General features: G+C 71.2%; 23 protein-coding genes. 11 read left to right on the top strand and 12 right to left on the bottom strand.

Translation table 11 applies throughout. The features are described 5' to 3' along the window. The 6 genes from AC2TEW_RS02100 to hisC all read right to left on the bottom strand — a co-directional run bounded on the left by AC2TEW_RS02100 (nucleotide 1) and on the right by hisC (nucleotide 6,556). On the bottom strand, nucleotides 1-774 hold the full coding sequence (locus tag AC2TEW_RS02100) for a response regulator transcription factor (protein ID WP_484621633.1): 774 nt from the start codon (nucleotides 772-774) through the stop codon (nucleotides 1-3). 238 nt (nucleotides 775-1,012) lie between these two features. Further along, entirely contained in the window at nucleotides 1,013-1,666 is a 654-nt protein-coding gene (locus AC2TEW_RS02095) for a DUF5666 domain-containing protein (RefSeq protein WP_484621513.1), read from the bottom strand. A gap of 31 nt (nucleotides 1,667-1,697) precedes the next feature. Then, entirely contained in the window at nucleotides 1,698-2,897 is a 1,200-nt protein-coding gene (locus AC2TEW_RS02090) for an ABC transporter permease (protein ID WP_484621512.1), read from the bottom strand. Then, on the bottom strand, nucleotides 2,897-3,691 hold the full coding sequence (locus AC2TEW_RS02085) for an ABC transporter ATP-binding protein (protein WP_484621511.1): 795 nt from the start codon (nucleotides 3,689-3,691) through the stop codon (nucleotides 2,897-2,899). The genes AC2TEW_RS02090 and AC2TEW_RS02085 overlap by 1 nt, the downstream gene beginning before the upstream one ends. Continuing rightward, entirely contained in the window at nucleotides 3,691-5,115 is a 1,425-nt protein-coding gene (locus AC2TEW_RS02080) for an efflux RND transporter periplasmic adaptor subunit (RefSeq protein ID WP_484621510.1), read from the bottom strand. Before AC2TEW_RS02080 ends, AC2TEW_RS02085 begins: the two co-directional genes overlap by 1 nt. 361 nt (nucleotides 5,116-5,476) lie before the next feature. Then, entirely contained in the window at nucleotides 5,477-6,556 is a 1,080-nt protein-coding gene (gene hisC / locus AC2TEW_RS02075) for a histidinol-phosphate transaminase (protein ID WP_484621509.1), read from the bottom strand. Between the two features lie 339 nt (nucleotides 6,557-6,895). Between hisC and AC2TEW_RS02070 the strand changes: the two genes are divergently transcribed. The 3 genes from AC2TEW_RS02070 to AC2TEW_RS02060 all read left to right on the top strand — a co-directional run bounded on the left by AC2TEW_RS02070 (nucleotide 6,896) and on the right by AC2TEW_RS02060 (nucleotide 10,644). Further along, the gene (locus AC2TEW_RS02070; RefSeq protein ID WP_082526174.1) at nucleotides 6,896-8,053 is read left to right on the top strand and encodes a LacI family DNA-binding transcriptional regulator; all 1,158 of its coding nucleotides are present in this window, start codon (nucleotides 6,896-6,898) and stop codon (nucleotides 8,051-8,053) included. Nucleotides 8,054-8,255: 202 nt separating this feature from the next. After that, entirely contained in the window at nucleotides 8,256-9,554 is a 1,299-nt protein-coding gene (locus tag AC2TEW_RS02065; protein ID WP_484621508.1) for a metallophosphoesterase, read from the top strand. A gap of 274 nt (nucleotides 9,555-9,828) precedes the next feature. Then, nucleotides 9,829-10,644 carry a hypothetical protein gene (locus AC2TEW_RS02060; RefSeq protein ID WP_484621507.1) on the top strand — a complete coding sequence of 272 codons (816 nt, stop codon included), beginning with the start codon at nucleotides 9,829-9,831 and terminating at the stop codon, nucleotides 10,642-10,644. A 68-nt stretch (nucleotides 10,645-10,712) separates the two neighbouring features. Here AC2TEW_RS02060 and AC2TEW_RS02055 read toward each other — a convergent pair whose 3' ends face one another. Both AC2TEW_RS02055 and AC2TEW_RS02050 read right to left on the bottom strand, forming a co-directional pair. Further along, nucleotides 10,713-11,261, bottom strand: a complete 549-nt coding sequence (locus AC2TEW_RS02055; RefSeq protein ID WP_484621506.1) for a Uma2 family endonuclease — start codon at nucleotides 11,259-11,261, stop codon at nucleotides 10,713-10,715. Between the two features lie 60 nt (nucleotides 11,262-11,321). Then, nucleotides 11,322-12,161, bottom strand: coding sequence for a hypothetical protein (locus AC2TEW_RS02050; RefSeq protein WP_484621505.1), 840 nt, complete (start codon nucleotides 12,159-12,161; stop codon nucleotides 11,322-11,324). 151 nt (nucleotides 12,162-12,312) lie between these two features. Here AC2TEW_RS02050 and AC2TEW_RS02045 point away from each other — a divergent pair, with 151 nt between their 5' ends. Continuing rightward, a complete protein-coding gene (locus AC2TEW_RS02045; protein ID WP_484621504.1) occupies nucleotides 12,313-12,876 on the top strand; it encodes an HD domain-containing protein in 564 nt (187 codons plus the stop codon). On the opposite strand, the gene AC2TEW_RS02040 is transcribed toward AC2TEW_RS02045, so the two are convergent. Together AC2TEW_RS02040 and AC2TEW_RS02035 are read right to left on the bottom strand one after the other, a co-directional pair. Then, on the bottom strand, nucleotides 12,864-13,331 hold the full coding sequence (locus tag AC2TEW_RS02040) for an NUDIX hydrolase (protein WP_484621503.1): 468 nt from the start codon (nucleotides 13,329-13,331) through the stop codon (nucleotides 12,864-12,866). The genes AC2TEW_RS02045 and AC2TEW_RS02040 overlap by 13 nt on opposite strands. Further along, on the bottom strand, nucleotides 13,318-14,091 hold the full coding sequence (locus AC2TEW_RS02035) for a DUF5919 domain-containing protein (RefSeq protein ID WP_484621502.1): 774 nt from the start codon (nucleotides 14,089-14,091) through the stop codon (nucleotides 13,318-13,320). The genes AC2TEW_RS02040 and AC2TEW_RS02035 overlap by 14 nt, the downstream gene beginning before the upstream one ends. A 96-nt stretch (nucleotides 14,092-14,187) precedes the next feature. Here AC2TEW_RS02035 and AC2TEW_RS02030 point away from each other — a divergent pair, with 96 nt between their 5' ends. The 5 genes from AC2TEW_RS02030 (at nucleotide 14,188) to aspS (ending at nucleotide 19,981) form a co-directional block, all read left to right on the top strand. Then, nucleotides 14,188-14,880 (top strand): HAD family hydrolase, encoded by a 693-nt coding sequence (locus AC2TEW_RS02030; RefSeq protein WP_484621501.1) that lies wholly within the window; start codon nucleotides 14,188-14,190, stop codon nucleotides 14,878-14,880. 355 nt (nucleotides 14,881-15,235) lie between these two features. Further along, on the top strand, nucleotides 15,236-16,228 hold the full coding sequence (locus tag AC2TEW_RS02025) for a TauD/TfdA family dioxygenase (protein WP_484621500.1): 993 nt from the start codon (nucleotides 15,236-15,238) through the stop codon (nucleotides 16,226-16,228). Nucleotides 16,229-16,263: 35 nt separating this feature from the next. Next, complete coding sequence (locus tag AC2TEW_RS02020) at nucleotides 16,264-17,445, top strand: amidohydrolase family protein (protein WP_484621499.1); 1,182 nt, start codon at nucleotides 16,264-16,266, stop codon at nucleotides 17,443-17,445. Continuing rightward, nucleotides 17,429-18,544: a radical SAM protein gene (locus tag AC2TEW_RS02015; RefSeq protein ID WP_484621498.1), complete on the top strand. Its 1,116-nt coding sequence runs from the start codon at nucleotides 17,429-17,431 to the stop codon at nucleotides 18,542-18,544. Before AC2TEW_RS02020 ends, AC2TEW_RS02015 begins: the two co-directional genes overlap by 17 nt. A gap of 129 nt (nucleotides 18,545-18,673) precedes the next feature. After that, nucleotides 18,674-19,981: an aspartate--tRNA(Asn) ligase gene (gene aspS, locus AC2TEW_RS02010; RefSeq protein WP_484621497.1), complete on the top strand. Its 1,308-nt coding sequence runs from the start codon at nucleotides 18,674-18,676 to the stop codon at nucleotides 19,979-19,981. Between the two features lie 145 nt (nucleotides 19,982-20,126). On the opposite strand, the gene thiC is transcribed toward aspS, so the two are convergent. Next, complete coding sequence (thiC, locus tag AC2TEW_RS02005; RefSeq protein ID WP_484621496.1) at nucleotides 20,127-21,953, bottom strand: phosphomethylpyrimidine synthase ThiC; 1,827 nt, start codon at nucleotides 21,951-21,953, stop codon at nucleotides 20,127-20,129. A 292-nt stretch (nucleotides 21,954-22,245) separates the two neighbouring features. On the opposite strand from thiC, the gene AC2TEW_RS02000 reads away from it, so the two are divergent. Both AC2TEW_RS02000 and AC2TEW_RS01995 read left to right on the top strand, forming a co-directional pair. Further along, entirely contained in the window at nucleotides 22,246-22,458 is a 213-nt protein-coding gene (locus AC2TEW_RS02000; RefSeq protein ID WP_484621495.1) for an NfeD C-terminal domain-containing protein, read from the top strand. 165 nt (nucleotides 22,459-22,623) lie between these two features. Beyond that, on the top strand, nucleotides 22,624-24,090 hold the full coding sequence (locus tag AC2TEW_RS01995) for an SPFH domain-containing protein (RefSeq protein ID WP_484621494.1): 1,467 nt from the start codon (nucleotides 22,624-22,626) through the stop codon (nucleotides 24,088-24,090). Between the two features lie 76 nt (nucleotides 24,091-24,166). Here the strand turns inward: AC2TEW_RS01995 and AC2TEW_RS01990 are convergent, their stop codons facing one another. After that, complete coding sequence (locus AC2TEW_RS01990; protein WP_484621493.1) at nucleotides 24,167-24,850, bottom strand: VC0807 family protein; 684 nt, start codon at nucleotides 24,848-24,850, stop codon at nucleotides 24,167-24,169. Between the last annotated feature and the right edge of the window lie 183 nt (nucleotides 24,851-25,033).

Genomic DNA, 25,033 nt, shown 5'->3' with positions numbered 1-25,033 from the left:
TCAGCCCTGCGGGGGGCGGCGCAGGGCGTAGCCGATGCCGCGGACGGTGTGGATCAGCTTGGGGCCGTGCGCGGCGGTGCCGGAGTCGAGCTTGCGGCGCAGGTACGAGATGTAGGACTCGACGATGGAGAGGTCGCCGCCGAAGTCGTAGGCCCAGACGTGGTCGAGGATCTGCGCCTTGGAGACCACCCGGCCGACGTTGGCCATCAGGTAGTGCAGCAGTTTGAACTCGGTCGGCGAGAGCGAGACCGGGACACCGGCCCTGGTCACCTCGTGCGCCAGCGGGTCGAGGACCAGGTCGGAGACCATCAGCCGGCCGTCCTCGGCCGGTCCGCCGGCCCGGCGCAGGATCGCCCGGATCCGGGCGATCAGCTCCTCCAGGCTGAACGGCTTGGTCACGTAGTCGTCCGCGCCGACCGCGAGGCCCTGCACCTTGTCGCCGGTGCCGTCCTTGGCGGTGAGGAAGAGCACCGGGACGTGCTCGCCGCCCTGCGGCCACTGGGACTGCTCGCGCAGCCGCTGGACCACCGCGAAGCCGTCCAGGTCCGGCAGCATCACGTCGAGGACCACCAGGTCGGGCCGCTCGGCGGCGACGGCGGCGAGTGCCTCCTCGCCGGTCGCGGCCGACACCACCCGGAAACCGGAGAACCGAAGTGAGGCGGAGAGCAGCTCGCGGATGTTCGGCTCGTCGTCCACGACCAGCAGGAATGCCTCGCCGGAGGTGGTGCCGAGGGCCGGGCTGCCGGCCGGCTGTGCTGTCCCTGACACGGTGATCCGCCTCCCGGTCGGTCGATGGTTGCTCATCGGACGATAGCCCGGGGAGGCTATGCGCGGTTGATGAAGCTTGGATTAAACCCCTGCCGACCGGGTTCTGGCCAACTCCCCCGGCCCGCGTGCCGCCCCTCCCCCGCACGGGGCCGCGGCGCCCGGGTCCGGTGCCACCGTACGCCCACGGCGCCCGGCCCCGGCCCGTCGTACGGGGCGGGGCCGGGCGGGGCCTGGGTGGGAAGGGTCAGTTGCCGCCGGTCCCGGGGGCCGCGCCGCCGGCGCCGCCGGGCGCGCCGCCCGCCGCGCCGCCGCGGCCGCCGAAGCCGCCCGGGAAGCCGGCCGCGCCCTCGGTGAGCTGGGTGGCGGTGTAGCTGCCGTCCGCGGCCTTGCTGCCGACCACCGTGACGCTCTGGCCGGGCTGCAGGTCGGCGGCCTTGCCCTCCTTGTTGAGCGTGACCTTGGTGGAGTCGCCGGTGGTCACCTTGATGGTGTTCCCGGACGCGTCGGTGAGGTAGACGGTGGTGCCGTCGACCTGCTTGACCGTGCCGCGGGTGAAACCGCCGGCCCCGCCCTGGCCGCCCTGACCGCCTTGGCCCTGTCCGCCCTGGCCCGGGGCGTTCTGGCCCTGGCCGAAGCCGCCGCGGCGGTTGCCCTGGCCGTTCTGGCCCTGGCCGCCCGCGGTCGCCCGCTGGCCGCCGCCGTTGCCGCTGTCGCCCTTCTGGAACCAGACGCCGCCGGCGAAGGAGACCACGGCTATCACGCAGCCGGCCAGCACCAGGGTCGGCCAGGGCAGCTTGCGGCGCGGCGGGGCCGCGAGCTCGGCGGAGACGTCGCGGGCGTCCGGCGCGGTGGCCAGCAGCTCGGTCGCGGATTCGTTGTCGCTGGGCTTGGTGGACATGCGGGATACCACTCCTGATCGGTCTAGGGGTTCACTCGTGACGCAGGGCGTCGATCGGGCGCAGTCGGGCGGCCCGGTTGGCGGGGTAGCTGCCGAAGAACAGTCCGATCGCGACGGCGATCCCGAAGGCGCCGAGCACCGACTCGGGGATGACCACCGGTTTGATGCCGACGATGCTGAAGTGCGAACCGATAAGTCCGGCCAGCACCCCGAGGCCGGCACCCAGCACCGAGAGCAGCGTCGACTCCATCAGGAACTGGCCGAGGACCACCGCCCGGGGTGCGCCGAGCGCCTTGCGGATGCCGATCTCCTTGGTCCGCTCGGTGACCGTGACCAGCATGATGTTGGTGATCCCGATCCCGCCGACCAGCAGCGAGATCGCGGCCACCGCGCCGAGCAGCACGGTGAAGGTCTGGGTGGTGCTCTCCCGGGCCGTCAGCAGCGAGGACTGGCTGCTGATCCGGAAGTCGGCCTTGGCCGGGTCGGCGATGGCGTGGGTGCCGAGCAGGATCCGGCTGACGTCGTTCTGCGCCTCGGTGGTCTGCTCGGCCGAGCCGGCCTGGACCAGGATCTGGTTGACCGAGCCGAAGCCGGTGAAGGCGTTCTGGACGGTCGGCAGCGGGGCGATGACCACGTCGTCCGGGTCGTTGAAGCCGGTGCTGCCCTTGGTCTGCAGCACGCCGACCACGGTGAACGGGGTCGAGCCGAGGACGATCTTCTTGCCGACCGGGTCCTCGGTGTCGAAGAGCTGCTTCGCGGTGGCGGAGCCGAGCACCGCGACCTTGCGGGAGTTGAGCACGTCGTCGTTGGAGAAGTAGTCGCCGCGGGCGACCTTCTGGTTGGCGGTCTCGAAGTAGGCGGGGTAGGTGCCGACCACCGAGCCCGGCTGGTACGAGATGTTCCCGTACAGCGCGGTGGCGGTGGTGGTGACCACCGGGGCGACCGACTTGATCGCCGGGGCGTCGGTGGCGGTGGCGAGCGCCTTGGCGTCCTCGACGGTGAGCTTCTTGGCCGCCGTGGCGGCGCCGCGGGCGCTGGTGGACGACACGGTGAGGGAGTTGGTGCCGAGCGCGGTGATGGAGTCCTTGACCGCGACCGAGGAGCCGTTGCCGACCGCCAGCAGCAGGATCACCGAGGCGACGCCGATCAGGACCCCGAGCATGGTGAGCGCCGAGCGCACCTTGTTGGCCGCCAGTCCGCCGAGCGCGAACCGGAGCATCTGCCAGAGCATCACACGCCCACCTCCACGCCGAGCGCGGGCGGCGGGCCGTCGACCTCGGCCTGCCGCACGTCGCTGACGATCGCGCCGTCCATCAGCCGGATCACGCGCTTGGCGTGCCGGGCGACCTCGTCCTCGTGGGTGATCAGGACGACCGTGCGGCCGGCCGCGTTCAGCCCGTCGATGATCGACAGCACCTCCTCGGTGGAGTGGCTGTCGAGGTTTCCGGTCGGCTCGTCGGCGAGCAGCATGGCCGGTGCGGTGACCAGGGCCCGCGCCACCGCGACGCGCTGCTGCTGGCCGCCGGAGAGCTGGTTGGGCTTGTGCCCGGCCCGTTCGGCCAGGCCGACCAGGGAGAGCGCGGCGAGCGCCCGGCGCCGGCGCTCGGCGGCGCGTACGCCCGCGTAGGCGAGCGGGAGCTCCACCTGGGCGAGCGCGGTGGTGCGCGGGACCAGGTTGAAGGACTGGAAGACGAACCCGATCTTGCGGTTGCGGACCAGCGACAGCTGGCCCTCGTCCAGGTGGCCGACGTCGATGCCGTCCAGCAGGTAGCGGCCGGAGGTCGGCACGTCGAGGCAGCCGAGGATGTTCATCAGGGTGGACTTGCCCGAGCCCGAGCTGCCCATCACCGCGACGTAGTCGCCCTCGGCGATGTCGAGGCTGACCCCGAGCGGCTCGCCGCCGCCCGGCGCGGACGGGCCGCGCAGGGCGTGCACCACGGCGTCGCCGTGGCCGTACGACTTGATCACCTGGCGGATCTGGATCACCGGGGGCCTGGCGCCCGCCGGCTGCTTCTGAGCGGTCATCAGCCGCGGCCCCCGCCACCGTTGCCGCCGCCACCGGCGCGGCCGCCACCGGCCGTACCGCCGCCGCCGAAGCCGGCGCCGCCGACCGCGGCCGCACCGCCCGCACCGCCGACGCCGCCCGCGCCGGGGAACCGGCCGCTGGGGAAGCCGTTGCCGGTGCCGGCCGTGGTGCTGGTCAGCTCGACCTGGTCACCCTCCTTGAGGCCGTCCACCACCTGCACGGTGGCGTCGCCCTCGACGCCGACCGTGACCGGGACCCGCTCGGTGCTGCCGTCCTGGTGGACCAGGGTGGCGGTCCGGCTGGTGCCGGTGCCGGCCAGCGCCGCGGTCGGCACCGACAGGGCGTTGTCGGCCTCGCCGGTGACCACCGAGATGGTCGCGCTCAGGCCGGTGCGCAGCTTCGAGGTGTCGCCGGTGAGCTGCAGGGTCGCGCCGTACTGGACCGCGCCGGAGGAGCCGCCGGAGGAGCTGGGCAGCGAGCTGACCGACAGCACGGTGGCCTCGAGCTTGGTGTCGGACTGGGCGTTCAGGGTGACGGTGGCCGTCTGGCCCTTCTTGAGCTTCAGCGAGTCGAGTTCCGAGAAGGCGGCGGTGACCTGCATCCCGGTCGGGTTGGTGAGCACGATGAAGCCGCTCGGGGTGGTGCTGCCGGTCGAGGAGGTGCCCGTCTTCGTGCTGCCCGAGCCGCTGCTCGCGCCGCCGGCGGAGCCGGTGGAACCGCTGCTGCCGGTGCCGGAGACGGTCTCGCCGACCTTGGCGCCGATCGAGGCCACCGTGCCGTCGGTGACGGCGGTCAGGGTGGTGCCGGCCAGCGCGGCCTTGGCGTTGGTGAGGGTGGTCTCGGCGGTGTCCACCTGCTGCTGGGCCTGGGCGACCTGGGCCTGGTCCACCTTGGTGGTGGTGACGGTGGTGGTCTGCGGGGCCGGGGTGGCGGCGGCGCCGGAGCCGCTCCCGCCGCTGCGGCCGGAGCCACTGGAGCCACCGGAGCTGCCGGAGCCGCTCGCGGGCAGCTGCTTGGTGGTGGTGACGGTCTCGCCGGCCTCGGCCTTGGTGAGGTTGGCCTCGGCCGCGTTGAGGGCGGAGGTGGCGGCGTTCACCTGCTGCTGGGCGGAGGTGGTGTCGACCGTGGCGAGCACCTGGCCGGCCTTGACGGTGTCGCCGACGCCGACCTTGACCGCGGTCAGCCGGCCGCCGGTGGTGAAGTCGAGGCCGGCGTCGGACGGCGAGGCCAGGGTGCCGGATCCGGACACGGTGGCCAGGACGGTGCCCTTGGCCACGGTCGCGGTCCGCACACCGGACTTGCCGGCGGCGGAGCTGGTGCCACTGTCCAGGGTGGTGTACGCCAGCGCGGCCCCACCCAACAGGGCCACACCGAGCGCGGAGTTGAGGAGGACGGCACCACGCCGTCGGGGGAGGACCTTCATGGCGCACAGCTTCGCGCCGCGCCCTTTCGAGTTCCTGCGCCCGGGCTGGGAGGTTCCTGGCCGCCGCAAGGGGGGCAAGCCGCGACATTCCGGGTCCTGCCGGGGAGTGCGCTACCGAACGCTGACCGAACGTTGGCCGAGCTCCCAGCAGACTCCCAGCATTTCCCGGTCGGCTCCTCACAGCGGCCCGCGCGCGGGCCCGCGACCGGCGTACGGTCACGGGCCCCGTCCGCGCCGCCGGGCCGGCCCGGGGCGCGCCCGGACCGGCCAGGGGACGACCGGGGCCGGCGGCAGGTACCGGCGGCGGGCGCCGGGCAGGGTCCGGCCCAGAGCTCAGAGCTCAGAGCTCAGAGCTCAGAGCTCAGAGCTCCTTGCGGAAGGCCTCCGCGGCCGCCAGGAACAGGTCGTTGCCGGCCACCTCGCCGATGGTGACCCGCACGCCGTCGCCCTGGAAGGGGCGGACCACCACGCCCGCCGCCGCGCAGGCCGCGGCGAAGTCCAGGGCGCGGTCGCCGAGGCGCAGCCAGACGAAGTTGGCCTGGGTGTCGGCGAGGGTCCAGCCCTGGGCGGTGAGCGCGGCGACCACCCGGGTCCGCTCGGCGACCAGCGCCTCGACCCGCTCCAGCAGCTCGTCCTCGGCGCGCAGCGAGGCGACGGCGGCGTCCTGGGCGATCTGGCTGACGCCGAAGGGCACGGCGGTCTTGCGCAGGGCGGTGGCCACCGGCTCGTGGGCGATGGCGAAGCCGACCCGCAGGCCGGCCAGGCCGTACGCCTTGGAGAAGGTGCGCAGGACGCAGACGTTCGGGCGGTCGCGGTAGAGGTCGATGCCGTTGGGCACCTGCTCGTCGCGGATGAACTCGATGTAGGCCTCGTCCAGGACGACCAGCACGTCGGTCGGCACGGCGTCCAGGAAGCGGACCAGCTCGTCGCGGCGGATGGCGGTGCCGGTGGGGTTGTTGGGGTTGCAGACGAAGATCAGCCGGGTGCGGTCGGTGACGGCGGCGAGCATCGCGTCGAGGTCGTGCTCCTCGGTCGCGGTGAGCGGGACCGGGACGGGGGTGGCCCCGGCGACCTGGGTGACGATCGGGTAGGCCTCGAAGGAGCGCCAGGCGAAGATCACCTCGTCGCCGGGCCCGGCGGTGGAGAGCACCAGGGACTGGGCGACGCTGACCGAGCCGGTGCCGGTGGCGATGTGCTCGGCGGGGACGTCGAAGCGGCGGGCGAGCTCCTCGGTGAGGGCGGTGACGGCCATGTCCGGGTACCGGTTGAAGGTGCCGGCCGCGGCGAGGGCGGCGTCGAGCACACCGGGCAGCGGCGGGTACGGGTTCTCGTTGGAGGACAGCTTGTACGCGTCGGCGCCGGCCGGCTTGCCGGGCCTGTACGTCGGGATGCCGTCCAGGGTCGGCCTCAGCCGGGGGCCCTGCGCTGCCGTTCCGCTCACGGTCGTCTCCTTCTCTCCGGCCGCCTCGCTGCGGCCATCGGATCGCGTGCGCACGGGATCGCCGGCACAAGCGGTCCTGGGTACGCACCCGCACCACCCCGGTCGGGTGCCCTGAACGATACCCACCCGCTCACCCGTAGGGGTGAGATGCTCGTTCGGGTTACGGGTGCAGATCAGCCATTCTGCCGGGTTCCTTTGGCACATGTCAGAGGTAAGACGGCCGGATCTGGGCGGGTATCGAAGGGGGCCGTTCGGCCGGGCACACAGAGAAACGTATCTTCAGCAATCAGTAGCGAACCGGTCACGCAGCGCCGTCACGAGCCATACGATCGGTCCGCCATGACAGCAGCAGCCAACCAGAGCGGTCGGCGACCCACCGCCTCACGGCGCCTGGAGCGGGCCGGCATCCGGGACGTGGCGGCAGCCGCCGGAGTGTCGATCACCACGGTCTCCGACGCGCTGAACGGTAAGGGACGCCTGCCCGACGAGACCAGAAGCCGGGTGCGCGAGGTCGCCGAGCGCCTCGGCTACCGACCCTCCGCCGCCGCCCGGACCCTGCGCACCGGCCGGTCCGGCCTGATCGGACTGACCGTCACGACGTACGGCGAGGAGCCCTTCACCTTCACCGAATTCGCCTACTTCGCCGAGATGGCCCGGGCCGCCACCAGCGCCGCGCTCAGCCGCGGCTACGCGCTGGTGGTGCTCCCCGCCTCCTCGCGCCACGACGTCTGGAGCAACATCGCCCTGGACGGCACCGTGGTGATCGACCCGCCCGACCAGGACCCGCTGGTCAGCGAGCTCTACCGGTCCGGGGTGCCGGTGGTCAGCGACGGCAAGCCGGGCAACTGCCCGGTCACCGCCTGGGTCGACAACGACCACGAGGCCGCCGTGCTCGGCATCCTCGACCACCTGAGCGAGGCCGGCGCCCGCCGGATCGGCCTGCTCACCGGCACCAGCACCGACACCTACACCCGGCTGTCCACCGACGCCTACCTCGGCTGGTGCCACCGGGTCGGCCAGGAGCCGGTCTACGAGGCCTACCCCGCCCACGACCCGGCCGCCGGCGCGCTGGCCGCCGACCGGCTGCTGGCCCGCCCGGACCGTCCGGACGCGGTGTACGGGCTGTTCGACCCGAACGGCACCGACCTGCTGGCCGCCGCCCGCCGCTACGGCCTGCGGGTCCCGGACGACCTGCTGCTGGTGTGCTGCAGCGAGAGCGACGTGTACGCGGGCACCGAGCCCCCGATCACGACGCTGTCGCTGAAGCCGCGCCGGATCGGGACCACGGTGGTCAACCTGCTCATCGACGCGATCGAGGGGGTCGAGCCGGGCGGCGGCCCGGACAGCGGGCGGCTGTTCCCGCCCCGGTTCCGCACCGCCGGGACGGGCCCGCCGCCCGGCACCCTGATGCCCACCGAGCTGATCGTCCGGTCCTCCTCCGAGCGCCGCAGCCCGCGCACGACGGTCAGCCCGCCGCGCCCGCCGGGTGAGGTGTGACGGGCGGGCGGGCCGGTGCGGGGTGTCCCGGGCCGGCCCGGTGGTCCGTACCCGCCCGGTGATCCGGGCGGGTGCCGGCCGCGGTCCGGTCCGTCACAGCAGGGGTCGGACCGGGCGGTGCACGCCGCCCGGACGACCTTCCGAACAATTGGATGCCGACCAGGTGAGGACGCCGGGAGAGTGGTCTTCCTATGATGGGCGAATGACACCCGAGGACCGCTTCCCCGGGCCTGAACTGCCCGACTCAGGCCGCCGCCCGCAGCAGGACCTCGACGTGCTCCCGTACGGCTCCTACTACGAGCCCGCCGAACCGCCGGCCGGACACCCGTACGAGCAGACCTACAGCGGTTTCGGCGGCGCCCGCTACCTGGAGCAGCACTGGCCGACGCCGGGTCACCTGCCCACCGCCCAGCACCCCGTGACCGACACCGTGCCGGACGGGCACTACGCGCCGACCGGGCACTACGCACCGGCCGGGCAGTTCGAGAGCGGCCGGCTCGACGGCGGGCCGCTGGAGATCCACTACGACAGCGGCTTCGAACCCGAGTACGCCCCGCCCGCCGCGGAGGCCGCACCCGCGCCGCACCCCGGCACCCCGCAGTCGGAGGACCCGCCGACCATCGAGCTCGGCGCGCCCATCCCCGACGTCCACCCCGAGGTGCACTTCCCGTACCCGCAGCCCGAGCCCGGCGAGGCGCCCGGTCCGCTGTACGTGATCGGCGACGTGCACGGCTACCTGGACGAGCTGCTCGCCGCACTGCACCAGCAGGGCCTGATCGACGACGAGGGCCACTGGGCGGCCGGCCGCTCCCGGGTCTGGTTCCTCGGCGACTTCACCGACCGCGGGCCGGACGGCATCGGCGTGATCAACCTGGTGATGCAGCTGGCCGCCGAGGCCGCCGCCGCCGGCGGGTACTGCCGCGCCCTGATGGGCAACCACGAGCTGCTGTTCCTGGGCGCCGCCCGCTACGGCGACGAACCGGTCCAGTCCACCGCGGGCACCGCCTCCTTCCTCGCCGCCTGGCGGCTCAACGGCGGGCAGCAGCACGACCTCGACCGCCTCGAGCAGCACCACATCAGCTGGCTGTCGCGGCTGCCCGCGATCGCCATCGAGGACGGCCACCTGCTGCTGCACTCCGACACCACCGCGTACCTGGAGTACGGCCACTCGATCGCCGACGTCAACGACGCGGTCCACGTGGTGCTGGCCGACGAGGGCATCGACGAGTGGTGGGACTGCTTCCGCAAGTTCACCAAGCGGTTCGCCTTCCGCGGCCAGGCCGGCCCGCAGGCCGTCCACGAACTGCTCGACACCTACGGCGGGTACCGGGTGGTGCACGGCCACAGCCCGATCCCGTACCTGACCGGCGTCGACCAGGCCGACGACGCCCCGCCGCACGTACCGGGCCCGTACATCTACGCGGACGAGCTGGCCATCGCGATGGACGGCGGGGTCACCATGGAGGGGCGGCTGCTGGTCGCCCAGCTGCCGCTGAACTGACCCCGGGCACGGCCCGGCGGTGCCCGTACTGAAACAACTGCGGGGCGCTGCCGGGCTTCTGACGGTACTGAAAATCCGGAAACCTACTGTCAGCCCCGGTACACGGCCCCCTACCATCGAGGCACCACGCGAGGCCCCGCGTCCGGCCGCCACCACCGGCCTGCGGCCCTGCGGGCGGGCCCGGCCCCAGGCGGGCGGACCGTCCCGGCGGGCGGCAGCGGCAGGCCCGCGCGGACCATCCACCCTCCGTGCCTCCAGCGGAAACGGGGTACCCATGAGAAACGCCCCGCACCTGCTCGCCGAGGACCGCCCGGACTTCGCCCGGGTCCTCGACGAAGCACTGCGCGACGGATCCGTCCAGGCTGCACTGCGCACGCCCGGACCGCACCTCAACGCCGAACAGCTGCACACCAAGGCCATGCTCGCGGCGGCCGGGATCAACGCCGAGGCCGCCGCCGAGTACCAGCACTACCTCACCCTGCGCGACGCCCTCGGCGGCCCGGCGACCACCCCCTCGGGCGGGCCCGAACCGGGGCCCGGGGCCGGCCTGCTCCCGGTCCTGACCACCCTCACCCCGGTCCTCGCCGGGGCCGGCGGCGGCATCCTGCTGCTGATCGGCTACACCGTGCGGACCGCCGAGCCGGCCGTGACGCTCGGCCGCACCCTGGTCACGGCCGGCTGGGTCGCCGTCGTGATCGCCGTCGCCGCGCTGCTGATCGGCGGCGTCGGCCTGCTCCTGACCGCCCACCGGGACGGCTCACCCACCCCGGCCGGGCAGGACCCGCACCTGCACGCCGATCTGGCCGAGGCCCGCCGCGCCTGGCTCACCGCCCTGCGCGAGCGCGCCCTGATCCCCTACCTGCTCGCCAACCTCGACTCCGAACCCGCCCTCTCGCCCCAGCCCGGCGGCCGGCCCTCCCCGCCCGACCTGCTCAGCCCCGGCTACAGCAGCGCCCGCTACTCCAGCCCCGGTTTCTCCAGCCCCGGCGTCGAAGGCGTCACCGACCCGCAGGGCCGCATCCCCCGCCCGGCCGAGTTCACCGGCCCCGGCTACACCTCCCCCGACTTCACCGGCCCGGACGAGGTCTGACGCCGGGTCGGCCGTCCGGCCGGCGCCGGTGGACTCGGCCGGTCCCCTGCCGCGGGCCGCCGGGGCGTTCAGTACGGCAGCAGGACGGTGGTGTCGAGGACGAACCCGAACGGCGCGGGAATGTGCACCGTCTCCCCGAAGGCGGCGTCCTCCCGCATCCGGTAGCGGCCGGCTTCGGGCTCCCGGAAGAGGGTGACCGTCTTCTGTGCGGCGTCCACCAGCAGGTAGAGGGGGATCTGCATCAACGGGTAGTCCCGGAGCTTGCCGACCCAGTCGTTCTCCGGGTTGGACTGCGAGACGATCTCGACGGCGATGAGGGCCAGCTCGGCAGGGACCTCGTTCGCCGTGGTGGTCATGGCGTCTTCGGGAAGGTACGTGAGGTCCGGGTTCCGCAGCTTCGCGACCTCGGGGGAGACGAGGTCCATGTTTCCGGTGGAGAGGTGGCCGGCCGGAGCGTGGGCCTCGAACTGTCGGCGGACGACAGAGAGGTTGCGCTCGTGGATGGCCGACGGCGGCGCCTGGACGATGATGACGTCGCCGGAGAATTCGATCTTGAAGTTGGACGGGGCGGACCGGCGCAACTCCCCGATCAGGGCGAGATGGCGGTCAGGGATCATCTGTCCCCCAGGGGTACGGCCTGCGGCCACGGTACCGGCCGCCGCACCGCCCGTGCGTCCTCACTCGTCGCTGCGGTCGAGGGTCAGCCGGCTGCCCCAGGCCTCGCTCCAGCGGCTGCCGCGCCAGAGCGCCAGTCCCGCGTACGTGAAGACGCAGCCGAACCCCACCCCCCAGTCGTCGCCGTCGTCGTGGCGCAGCGAGCGGTCGGCGAAGGCGGTGCGGAGGCCGTCGGGCGGTATGACCGTGAAGCCGTCGGCGGGCTCCGCGGCGAAGTGGCGGACCTCGATCCGGCCCTCGCGCACGAACGGGAGCAGCGGGGCGAGCTGCCGGTCGAGCCAGGCGGCGAGTTCGGTGCCGGTCAGTTCGGGCGGCAGGTCCTCCCAGATGCCGAACGGGCCGGTGAGCAGGCCGCTGGCCTCCGAGGCGCAGACCAGGAGCTCCCGTTGCCCGTCGGTGAGCTCGTCCCAGGCGGGCAGGCCGGTGCCGTCCTCCTCCGGGAACGCGCTCCCGTGCCACCAGGTGCGTGACTGTTCGGTGGCGTCCAGGTCGAGCGTCACCGCGGGGTGCGGGTTCCACAGCCAGTTGGCCGGCTCGGCGAGGGTGTCCCGCAGCGCCGGGCCGGTCAGGGCCGGGTCGGACGGTGCGGCGCCGAGGCCCTGCCTGGCCCGGACGGTGAGCAGGCCGCGTTCGGCGAGGCCGGTGGCGGCTGCGGCCAGCCTCGGTACCAGCGCCAGCTGTTCCTCGCGGGTGTAGCTCCGCAGCGGCGGGGCGCCCTCGGCGCCGGCCCAGCGGAGGTCGGTCCCGTACTGCTGAACGGTCCCGGCCAGGCGCGACTGCCACAGGCCGCGGCGCATCAGGGTCTGCTCGGCCGGGCTCAGGTCGTTCCAGGGCTGCTGCACGCCACGGATCATCCCAGGCTCGACCAGTCCGGCCGTCGGACGGTCTCGGAGGTTACGTCCAGTCTCGGAGGAGAGACGACCGCGATGCCTCCGGCCTCGTGAGATCCCGCGACGTCACCGAGACCGGCCCCGACTCCGACATCATCGAGGCATGACCAAGCAATTGGGGACATGGGCATGGTCGGTGGCCGAGGCGGAGCTTGCGGCTCCTCTTCCCCGTCGGTGGGTCCACTCCCGTGGGGTCGCGAATCGCGCTGCCGGGTTGGCGCCGCTACTTGGCGGCCTGACCGACCTTCTCTACGCCGCTGCTGTACTGCATGACGTGGGCTACTCGCCGAGGCTGGCGAAGACCGGCTTCCATCCACTCGACGGAGCCCGATACCTCCGTGACATCCACGGCGCCGATGAACGACTGGTCCGTCTGGTTGCGAACCACACGTTCGCGCTGCTGGAGGCGGAGGAACGAGGGCTGCGGGAGGTGCTGGAGGCGGAGTTCCCGCTGCTGGGGGACCATTTGCTGGTGGACTCGCTGGTGTGGTGCGACATGACGACGACGCCCGACGGTGAGCCGACGACCGCCGAGGCCCGGGTGGACGAGATCCTCGGTCGTTACGGGACGGAGAGCGTGGTGGGGCGGTTCATACGTCGGGCGTCGCCGGAGATCCTCGCGGCGGTCGCACGAGTGGAGACGGCGCTGGCGGCTCAGCCGAGGTAAGGGTAGGTACCGGCGAGGTAGTCGCCGATCTGCTGGCGCATGCTCGGGTGGATGTCGTAGTGATCGAGGTCGGCGGGCCGGACGAATCGGACACCGTCGGCCTCGTCGTTGACCGTGGGCTCACCGCCGATGGGGCGGCCGATGTAGGTGTTCTCGTACTGCTGGCGGATCTCACCATCGGTGTAGGCGACGATGTGCTCGGGGTTGGTGTAGACACCCAGGAAGCCGGTGACCTCGGCGACGATGCCGGTCTCTTCCAGGCACTCACGCACGGCGCATTGGGCAGCGGTCTCGCCGATGTCCTGGGCACCGCCGGGCAGGGCCCACTGGCCGGTGTCACGGCGGCGCTGCAGCAGGATGGCGCCCTGATCGTCCACGACGAGCAGGTTGCTGGCGGGAATGAGGGTGTTGGCCTTCGGGGCGTCGGGGTCGTTGTAGTACTCAGTCCTGCCCATGGGTGTCGGACCCCTCCTGGTCTGGCGTCCAAGGCCGTGCGCCGGCCCAGACGGCTTCGAAGCTACGAACGTAGTTGTCGAACCATCCTGCAGCGTCGACTCGCTTCAGGTGAAGCAGCGGATTGGCGCTGGCCGGCTGTCCGAAGACGTGCGGATTGACCAGGAGGGTGTCGTCGTACCGGAAGAGGGAGTTGTACAGGGTCGTGTCATGCAGCCTCACCTCGCAGCCGGTTTCGGGCAGGAGCGGACGGTAGTAGGTCAGCGAGGCGCGGACTTTGGCGGCGAGCGTGTTGCCGATCCCTTCTTCCCTGCCCCGTACGGCAACGGCATGGCCGGTGGGATCGCCGAAGCAGAGGCGGACGCGCACACCGGCGTGGGAACGCTCGACGAGCATCTTCGCGACGTGGGGGTTGGACTGTGCGAAGAAGGTACCGGAGAAGACAAGGACGTCGATCTGTTCCCGGGTCTCCTGCAGCAGGGTCAGCCACATCTCCCTGGGTACGCAGGCCCGGTTCGGGTAGGTGCCGACCAACTCGAGGCCTGACCCAGTGCGGGAGTGACCGGCTCGGGCCTGTGGTGCCGGCCAGAGAAACGTCTCCTCCACGCGAAGGTGCTGCGCGACACGGAAACGGTGCCGCGGATGGGGCACACGCCCACCAAGCCAACGGCCGACGGTCTTCGGGTCGACCTCGCAGACCTCGGCAAGCGACTCGGGCTCGATTCCACGCTGGGCGAGTACGGAGTGAAGTCGCTCGTTCACGGAAGCCATACAAGCCGAGCAGCAGGCGGGCGCGCAAGGGCGTTACGAGACGCTTCGACCTCTCTGGCGGTGCGCCACCGTACCTACGCTGGAGAGATGCGCCTCATTGTCCTGTGGGACATCGACCACACGCTCATCGAGAACGCGGGAGTGAGCAAGGAGATCTACGCTGCGGCCTTCACCGCTCTGGCCGGGACCGTGCCCGAAGCTCCCGCGTCGACGGAGGGCCGAACGGATCGCGCGATCATGCGAGACATGTTCCACCGGCACCGTCTCTCGGAACCGAAGTGGCCGGTGATCGAGACCGCCTTGGTCCAGGCGGGCCGGGCGCGTTTCACTGATCTCCGCGAGCGGGGCGCAGCTCTTCCAGGTGCACGAGATGCGATCAAATATGCTGCGAGTCAACGTAGTTGGACGTCCACGGTACTGACGGGGAATATCGCGGCGAACGCCGAGGTGAAGTTGTCCGCGTTCGGACTCGACGCACTGCTGGACCTGCCCGTCGGAGCGTACGGCGCCGACGCCGAGCGACGCCCCGACCTCGTCGCCGTCGCGCGCAGGCGGATCCGGGAGACTCACGGCATGCCGGACGGAACTCCCGTGGTCCTGGTCGGGGACACTCCGAGGGACATCGAGGCAGCTCTCGCCACGGGATCCGGGATCCTCGCGGTCGCGACCGGCATTCACAGCCGAGATGAGTTGGAGGCCGCCGGCGCTCCGGTCGTATTGCCCGACCTCTCGGACACTTCCGAAGTCCTCCGCCTCCTTTCGGCCTTCGAGGCTCGCTGAGAACGTCCCAGGACGTCCTCGGGCTGTCCGCGTACGCGGTGACGCCGTCCTCGCACTCTCCGCCACCATCAGGTTCTCCACCAGGGAAGTGCGCAGAGAGGGGGCTGATTGTGCTCGAGGAAGTCACCGGGATCCTCAAGCTCCGGCACACCGCTGTGGCCCCTTGCCTCCTGAGCCTCACGAGCGGGTCCGCCGCTGAGTCTCCTCAACCATGGACCGACCCGCTTGGCCCACGTCACCCATCACCGCAGTGCACCCGCCGAGCACCTGGCAGAACTGATTGAGCCAGAGCCGGCCCCGCCGGCTTGGCCTGTCCATCACTGACGTCTGGAAGGGCACCACCATGCCCATGCCCATGCCGATCACCACACTCCACCTGTCCGCTCATGCCACTGCTCAGCTCGTGCTGGCCGCAGGGCGCATCACAGCGGATCCGTACAAGGAAGCCGATGCCTTCGCTACCCAGGCCTGCGCCGCCGCCGAACTCCTCGACCACGGCCTTGCCTCCGTGCTGGACCGGTTCTCCGCCGGACAGAGCCACTCGGCGTTGCTTCTCCGTGGGGTTCCCATTCCGACCGGCTTGCCGCGGACTCCGGCAACAAGCTTCCACCGGCTCCAGGACCCGAGGCCGACGCACGCGGAGCCGCTGATCGCCACCTTGGGAGCCCGGCTCGGCAAGATCTTCGCCTACCGCGAGTGGGACGGCGGGCAGCTCGTGCAGAACCGCTACCCGATCGCCGCCCACCACGATGTCCAGACTGCTTCAGGCGCGAGCGGCCTCGTCCTCCACACCGAAGCCTGCTTCACGGCCTACCCGCCCGACCACCTCGCCCTGCTCTGCCTGCGTCCCGACCCAAAAGGCGAGGCATGCACCCTGGTTTCCGACATCCCGCATGCGCTGACGCTGCTCGCGCCGTCCGAGCGTGGAATCCTGCGGGATCCGCTGTACGTGTTCGCGACCGACCGCGGTCCCCACATCCACGAAGGCCGGCGCACAACGACACCGGCTCCGATCCTGCGCGACAGCAGGCGGGGTCCGGTGCTGGAGTACTCAACCCTGCTCTTCGCCGTCACCCCAGGTGGTGCCTCCGCCCTCGCCGCGTTGGAGGAAGCCCTGAACCGGTGCTCGGTCACGGTCGAACTCAAGGGCGGCGACCTGCTGATGATCGACAACCGCAGTGCAGTCCACGGCCGCAATGCCTTCCGACCGGCCTACGACGGCACCGACCGCTGGATCCAGCGGGTCCTGATGATGCGCCAGCTTCCTTCCAGCAGAAGGGTCGTACCGGACACCCGCCTCCGGCACTATCCGACCGACTACCTCAAGGCCCTCGCGCTGCCCGCCTGAGCACTGCCGGAATACCGACCTGGAGGACGAATCGCATGTGGAACGGACAGACCGTGGTCGACACCGACGGCCACATCATGGAACCGCTCTGGGACTGGGAGCAGTACCTCGACCCGGCCCACCGCAGTGAGCGGTTGCGTGTTCTGCGGGACTCCGCGGACGGTGACAAGCTGCTCGTCGAGGGCCGCCCCTCCACGCTCATCCGCCGTCTCGGCGGGCTTCCCGCCCCCGCGAACGGTGAGATCCGGGACTGGAACACCCTGCCCGACCAGGGGAAGTTCGCCTCATACCGAGAGTCGTGCACCCGTGCCTCGTGGAACGGCCCGGCCCGGCTGGCCTGGCTCGATGCGGCCGGCATCGATGCCACTCTGCTCTTCCCCTCACTCGGCCTGATCTGGCCCAGGGAAACCGACCCCACGAGCCCGTGGGCGGTCGCGCACTTCGACGCCTACAACCGCTGGATCTCCGAGATGACCAGTGCCGACCCGGCACGGCTGTACCCGGTCGCACAGGTGCCGCTCACCGACGACGCCCCGCAGCGGTTACGGCGCCTGGCAGCCGCCGGATTCGCTCACGCGATGATCCCTGGTGGCTTCGGCGCGGACCCGTCCCACGGCGAGGCGGTCTTCGCGGCTGCGGAGGAGTGCGAGGTGACGCTCCACCTTCACAAGGTCGCCATCCCTCATTTCCTGCCCGTCACCGAGAGCACCACCAGCCTCCGCGCGCCGGGGATGAACGCCCTCTACAACCACGTCAACGAGACACTCCCCGGGCAGCTTCACCTCGCCGCGCTCATCGGCGCCGGAGTCCTGGACCGCCACCCGCGCCTGCGCTTCGCCTTCCACGAGTGCAATGCGGGCTGGATCCCGGCCTGGCTCGACCGTGCGGACGAATCCTGGCAGACACTGCGCACGAACAAGGTCCCCAAGCTGCCGGCTCTCCCGCCCCGCGAGTACCTGATCGGCCGCGACACCCTGTTCTTCTCGGTCGGTCTGGGCGAGGACCTGGCCGGCATGCCCGGCTGGCTGGTGTCACACCTGATGCTGGCCACCGACTACCCGCACCCCGGGACGCCCAAGGACCCCGCCGCCGCCTGGGCCGAGGTCCTGCCTTCCCTACCCGCCGCAACGGTCACCGGACTGCTCGGTACCAATGCAGGTCGCATGTCCCCCAGCCTTGTGCCCCGGAAGGAGAGCAGCCGTGCCCTCACGAACTGACCGCGCCGCCCGGTTCAACCTCACCCTCACCGGCTTCGACAAGGTCTCCGTCGAGGAGGTCTTCCGCCTCGGTGTGCTCCGGGACGGCGTCCAGCTCACCACCGCCGACATCAAGTTCCCGATCCTCGGGCAGGTCATCCCCCGCATCGAGATTGAGATCAGCGGCCCCGGCTTCCTCAAGAAGGTGACCGTCCGGGTCAACCAGGAATCCCCCTTCGTCTTCGACGGCAACCAGCTCAGTGCACACATCAACAACCAGCCGTTCGTGGTGGCCTGCTCCCAGTTCGTCGACGACGGCCGCGCGCCCACCGGGATGTACAACTTCGGTCTCCTGCGCGAGAACGGGATGCGCTCCTTCGTCTTCGACTACCACACGTACTGCGCCTACTCCTGCGACTTCTGCTTCAAGGAGTCCGAGTGGGAGGTCCTGGCTGTCCAGGGCAGCGCCTCCGCCAGCTACAGCGCGAACTTCGACGCGTGCCTGGCGTACATCGACGAGCACAGCGCGGCCTTCCGCACCAAGTACGACATCGTCTGGCTCTGCACCGGCAGCATCACCAGCGAGACGCTTGAACTGAAGCGCCACCGCCGTATCGCCACCGCGCTGCGTCAGGCAGGCTACGCCGAAGGCATCTATGTATCTCAAGTCATCCCGCCCGCCCTCCGCAACGAGCCCACTCGTCGCCGCGCTTACCTCCAAGCCCTGCACGAGGCCGGCGTCAGCCGGTTCAACAGCGGCGTGGAGATCGTGCGCACCGACTTCCGGCAGCGCTACATCCACGGCTACAAGGCCACGCTGACCTTCCAGGACTACACCGATGTCTTCGCGGAGGCCGTGGAGATCTTCGGTCGCCACGAGGTCGGCAGCTGCCTGCTCGCCGGTATCGAACCCGCCGAGGACACCCTGCGCGGTCTGGAGACGATCGCGGACCTCGGCGTCGTCCCTTCCCCGACGGTGCTCACGCCCTTCGTCGTCAAGCAGCACGCGATCCCCTTCCACTACGACCTGGACGGCCTGATCGACGTACACGTGGCCTTCAACCGGCTCATCGATCGCTACCAACTCCCAGTCTTCTCGGGGGTGTTCAGCTTGGCTTGATCACGTACGGAGTAATCACCGCTCCACGGCGGGCCTGATCCGTTATGGTGAGCAGGTCCCCCCGGGCGGCCGTCTACCGCCCGACGCCTTGGCGCGACCAACGCGCCCGCAACCAGGGAGTTGCCAGCCATGACGCGCACCCTCGTCGCAGACCTTCGCTCACACCTCGACGAGACGGTCACCGTCTACGGCTGGGTGAACACGCTCCGGCTGCAACGGCGCATCCAGTTCGTTCTCGTCCGGGACCACACCGGCCTCGTCCAGGTGACCCACCTGCGCGGTGGCGCCGGTGACGTGATCGAGAACGCATTCGAGAACGTGACGGTGGAGTCCGCCGTAAGGATCACCGGGAAGGTGGTCGACAACCCCCAGGTCAAGCTCGCCGGCCTGGAGATCATCCCGGAACACGTCGAGATCGTCTCTCCCGCCGAGCCCAAGCTCCCCATCGACGAGAACACCGGACTCGACCAGCGCCTGGACTGGCGCTTCCTCGACATCCGGCGGCCCTCCCAACACCTGGTCTTCGACGTTCAGACCACAGTCGAACAGGCCATGCGCGAGGTCACCGCGGAAGAGGGCTTCACCGAGCTGCACACGCCCAAGCTCATGGGCACCGCCTCCGAGTCCGGCGCCGAGGTCTTCAAGGTCGGCTACTTCGACCGCACCGCCTACCTCGCCCAATCCCCGCAGTTCTACAAGCAGATGGCCATCGCCAGCGGAATCGACAAGGTCTTCGAGATCGGCCCTGTGTTCCGTGCCGAACCGTCCTTCACCTCACGGCACTCCACCGAGTTCACGGGCGTCGACGTCGAGATCGCCTGGATCGACGGTGTCGAGGACGTCATGGCATTCGAGGAGCGGATGCTGCAGCGGGTCCTCGCTGCCGTGGCGGAGCGGCACGGCGATGCGATCGCCGAGCACTTCGACACTCGGGTCACCGTCCCGGAACTGCCCTTCCCCCGCATCACGATGGCCGACGCACTGGCAAGACTCCGGGCTACCGGATGGGACCCGGAAGGCATCAAGGACGATCTCGACCCCGAGGGCGAACGGACACTGTGCGCCCTGATCGCCGAGGAGACCGGGCACGAGTTCGTCTTCGTCACCCGCTTCCCTGCCTCGGTCCGCCCGTTCTACCACTTGCGGCCGGACGACGACCCAACTGTCACCGAGTCCTTCGACCTCCTGTGGAAGGGCGTAGAGATCACCACCGGTGCCCAGCGCGAACACCGCTACAGCCGCCTGGTCGACCAGGCCCACGCGAAGGGCATGGACACCGAACCGCTCTCCGACTACCTCAACTGCTTCCGCTTCGGCACGCCCCCACACGGCGGCCTCGGTCTCGGTCTTGGACGGCTTCTGATGCTCGCGCTCGGCCTGCCGTCGATCCGCGAGGCCACCTTCCTGTTCCGCGGCCCGCACCGCCTCGAACCCTAGTCCGCCCCTAGTCCGCCGCCGGGCTCCATGGTTGTCCGAGCCGTCGGATCTCATGACGCCGGCACCAGTGCGGCCGTGTGGTCGGCGCCGCGCCGGGAAGCCCCCTCCTGCCTCCCGGTGCGGCGCCTGGTCAGGTGGCTGCCGGTCAGTCGGCCAGCGGCAGGTAGACCCGGTTGCCCTGGGCGGCGAACTCCTCGGACTTGGCCTGCATGCCGGCCAGGGCCTCGGCTGCGTAGCCGGAGCCGTCGACCGCGGTGGAGCCGTCGCCGTGTTCCGCGCGGATCTGCTGGGAGATCTTCATCGAGCAGAACTTGGGGCCGCACATGGAGCAGAAGTGCGCGGTCTTGGCGGGTTCGGCCGGCAGGGTCTCGTCGTGGAACTCGCGGGCCGTCTCCGGGTCGAGGGCCAGGTTGAACTGGTCCTCCCAGCGGAACTCGAAGCGGGCGTCGGACAGTGCGTCGTCCCAGGCCTGTGCGCCGGGGTGGCCCTTGGCGAGGTCGGCCGCGTGGGCGGCGATCTTGTAGGTGATGACGCCGGTCTTGACGTCGTCGCGGTTGGGCAGGCCCAGGTGTTCCTTGGGGGTGACGTAGCAGAGCATGGCGGTGCCCCACCAGGCGATCATCGCCGCGCCGATGCCCGAGGTGATGTGGTCGTACCCGGGCGCGACGTCGGTGGTGAGCGGGCCCAGGGTGTAGAACGGCGCCTCGTCGCAGATCTCCCGCTGGAGGTCCATGTTCTCGCGGATCTTGTTCATCGGGACGTGGCCCGGGCCCTCGATCATCACCTGGACGTCGCGTTCGCGGGCGATCCGGCCGAGCTCGCCGAGGGTCTGGAGCTCGGAGAACTGGGCGTCGTCGTTGGCGTCCGCGATCGAGCCGGGCCGCAGGCCGTCACCGAGCGAGAAGGTGACGTCGTAGGCGGCGAGGATGTCGCACAGCTCCGCGAAGTTGGTGTACAGGAAGTTCTCCTGGTGGTGCGCCAGGCACCAGGCCGCCATGATCGAGCCGCCGCGCGAGACGATGCCGGTCTTGCGGCGGGCGGTCAGCGGGACGTACCGCAGCAGCACGCCGGCGTGGACGGTCATGTAGTCGACGCCCTGCTCGCACTGCTCGATGACGGTGTCGCGGTAGACCTCCCAGCTCAGTTCCTCGGCCTTGCCGTCGACCTTCTCCAGTGCCTGGTAGAGCGGCACGGTGCCGATCGGCACGGGGGAGTTGCGCAGGATCCACTCGCGGGTGGTGTGGATGTTGCGGCCGGTGGAGAGGTCCATGACGGTGTCGGCGCCCCAGCGGGTGGCCCAGGTCATCTTCTCCACCTCCTCCTCGATCGAGGAGGTGACGGCGGAGTTGCCGATGTTGGCGTTGATCTTCACCAGGAAGTTGGTGCCGATGATGGCCGGCTCCACCTCGGGGTGGTTCACGTTGACCGGGATGACGGCCCGGCCGCGGGCCACCTCGTCGCGGACGAACTCCGGCTCCAGCCCCTCCCGGATGGCCACGAACTCCATCTCCGGGGTGATCACTCCCCGCTTCGCGTAGGCGAGTTGGGTGACCGCCGCGCCGGCCCGGCCGCGCAGCGGGCGGCGCGGGCGGCCGGGGAAGACGGCGTCCAGGTTGCGGAGGTTGCCGCCGCGCGGGGCGGTGTGTTTGATCCCGTCGTCCTCCGGGCGGGCCTCGCGTCCGTCGTACTCCTCGACGTCGCCGCGCTGGCGGATCCACGGATCGCGCAGCGCCGGCAGGCCGCGGCGGACGTCCGGCTCGTAGGCGGCGTCGGTGTACGGGCCGGAGGTGTCGTAGAGCGGTACGGTGCGGCCGTTGGTGAGGTGGACCTCGCGGTACGGGACCCGCAGGTCGGGGCGGGACCCCTCGCGGTAGGCCTTGCGCCAGGCCGGGGTCGGGTAGCCGGTGGCGGCGCTGCTGACCTGGCCCGACGTGCTGCGGGCAGACTCCTGCTGTGCATCAAAGATGGTCATCTGACCTTCTACTCCCTACGCCGGCATTACCCGGTCCAGGTTCCTGCGGTCGGCGCAGCGGCTGGCCCGTCGTCCGACGTGCCGGTCAGCGCCCTCTCAGCCCGGTGCTCCGAGCTCCCGTTGTTCGCAGACGGTTTGCCTGCGTAAGACGTCCAACACGGTAGCGGGCCGTCCGGTCCAGGTCCAGACGTGTTCCGGCCACCGGACGCGGGTGCGGCCGGTGCCGGGGCCTGGGCCGCGGCCGCGGCCGGGAACACCGCCCGTCGGCGGTGCCGGTGGGAGACTTGGCCGCATGGTCGGGTTGACGGGACGGGTGACGGGCCGGGTCGGGGCGGGCCTGGTCGGCGAGGTGCTGGTCCATGTGCCGCAGCGGCAGGGGTCGGAGGCGTTCCTGGCGTACCTGGCGGTGCCGGGGGACCCGCTCGCACCGGGCACGCCGGTGGTGGTGCTGGAGTACCAGCCGCCCCGCACGGTCTACGTCGCCGCGGCGTATCCGGCGTCCTGACCTGGCTCTTGACGCAATCTTGACGCCCTTGGAGCACGATCAGGACACCCGGCTCTTCCCAAGCGATCACGGCAGGCGAAGAATCGGCTGCTGCCACCGCGTTCCGCGCCGTCCTGCACAACAGCGCGCAGCCACGGAACCGGTGTGCCCGAAGGGGGAAAGCCGATGCTGATCGGCATCGCGGGGGCCGTGGTGGCCTCCATCGTGATCGTGATCGTGCTGTTCAAGCTGATGTGGCGGGTGGCGGAGCCCAACGAGGCGCTGGTCATCTCCGGGTCGAACCACCGCACCGAGGGCGTGGCGGACGGGTTGGGCTTCCGGATCGTCACCGGGCGCGGCACCTTCGTCCTGCCGGGCGTCCAGGTGGTCCGCAAGCTCTCGCTGGACCTGAACGAGGCCGACCTGGACGTCGAGTGCGTGACCTCGCAGGGGATCCCGGTGCACGTCAAGGGCGTGGTGATCTTCAAGGTGGGCGACGACACGGTGTCGATCGCCAACGCCGCCCGCCGCTTCCTGGACCAGCAGAAGATGATGGGCCAGCGGGTGCACAACGTGTTCGCCGGTCATCTGCGGTCCATCGTCGGCGGGTTGACGGTCGAGGACATGATCCGCGACCGGGAGCGGCTGACCGGGGAGACCCGGGCGGCGTCCGGGTCCGAGATGGAGAAGCTCGGCCTGATCATCGACTCGCTGCAGATCCAGGAGATCCTGGACCCGACCGGCTACATCACCAACCTGGCCGCGCCGCACGCCGCCGCCGTCCAGCGCGATGCCCGGATCGCGGCCGCCGAGGCCGACCGGCGGGCCACCGAGGCGGAGCAGGAGGCGTTCGCCCGCAAGGCCGAGGCGACCCGCAACTCCGGTATCCAGCAGGCCGGTTACCAGGCCGAGCTGGAGACGGCGACGGCCCGGGCGCTGCAGGCCGGTCCGCTGGCCCAGGCGGCCGCCCGGCAGGAGGTCGTGGTCCAGGAGACCAAGGTCGCCGAGCTGGAGGCGCACCGCAAGGAGCAGCAGCTGCAGGCGGACGTCCGCAAGCCCGCCGACGCCCGGGCGTACGAGACCCGGACCAAGGCGGAGGCCGACCGTGACGCGCGGATCTCCGCGGCCGAGGCGCTGGCCCGGGAGACCGAGCTGAAGGCGGGCGCGGAGGCGAACCGGGTGAAGATCGCGGCGACCGCGGAGGCGGAGGCGACCAGGGCGCGCGGACTGGCCGCGGCCGAGGCGACCAAGGCGACCGGTCTGGCGGAGGCGGCGTCGGCGGAGGCCCGTGGTCTGGCGCAGGCCGAGGCGGCGCGGGCGCTGGGTCTGGCGGAGGCGGAGGCGATCAAGGCCCGGGCGGCCGCGCTCGCGGAGAACCAGGAGGCGGTGGTCGCGCAGCAGCTGGCCGAGAACTGGCCGGAGATCGTCCGGGCCGGTGCGGAGGCCTTCGGCAATGTCGAGCACATGGTGCTGCTGAACGGCGCGGACGGGATGTCCGACATGTTCGCCAAGGCGCTGACCATGGGCGGTACCGGCCTCGGGCTGGCCCGGCAGCTGCTGGGTGCGATGAGCAACCCGAAGGAGGGGGTGAAGGACGGGCCCGCCGCCGAGAAGCCGGTGAGCCTGCCGATCCCGGTGCAGGACGCGTCCTGATCCTCAGAAGCCCGACGTGCCCGTCCACCGGTCGCGGTGGGCGGGCACGGGTGTGCGCGGGGTGGGGCGGGAGGGGTCAGCGGGTCTCGGTCCTCGCCTCGGCGATGACCTGCTCGGCCATCCGGCCGGCGAAGACGTTGCCGACCAGGACGCCGAGGCCGATCGCGCCGACCAGCATCACGGTGCTCAGCCAGACCATGGTCTCCAGCGGCACGGTGTAGGCGCCGACCACCTTGGCCACGCACTCGGCGACCAGCAGGGAGCCCCAGGCGAGCGAGAAGTTGCGCTCGTTGCGGCGGAAGGCGGCCGAGGTCGCCAGCAGCCGGTCCCAGGCGGCGGACCGGGCGGCGTCGCCCTTGACGATGAAGGGCCGCAGTCCGGCGGTCATCAGCGGCCGGCCGAGCAGCGCGGTGACGATCATCGAGCCGCCGATCACGCTGCTGACCGCGCCGTCCTTGGCGAGCATCAGCCGGGGGTCGCCGGCCAGCGTGGACAGGGCCAGCCCGGCCACGTTGACCAGCAGCATCAGCAGGGCGAGCGGGTTGACCGAGCGGTCCCGCACCAGGGCGCCGACGGTCCGGACGACCGGCACCGCGCTGCTGACCGCCAGCGAGGCGACCAGGCCGAGGCCGAACACCGCGTGGGCGGCGTAGTAGGCGCCGAGCGGCACCGCGACGTCGACGGCCAGCGGCCGCAGGGCGGCGAGCGCCCCGGAGTTGGCCTTGCGGCGGATGTCCGTGCTGGTGGTGATGGTGGCCATGGTCCCGTTCCCCGTTCGTCCCGGTGCTGCTCGGCTCGCTCTCTGCGATGTCCCAACTCTCTCCTGCGGCAGGGGGTCCGGGTCAGTGTGCGCTGTGCGGGAAAGGGCATGACGGATGTCACGGCCGAGCCCGATCGCCTGTCACCGGTGAGTACGGGTACTCAGGCCCGCCCCCGCGCCGAC

The organism is Kitasatospora sp. NEAU-CNBT7 (assembly GCF_057220535.1).
Note: the sequence above shows the minus strand (reverse complement) of the source record. Positions and strands in the feature narration are given on the sequence as shown.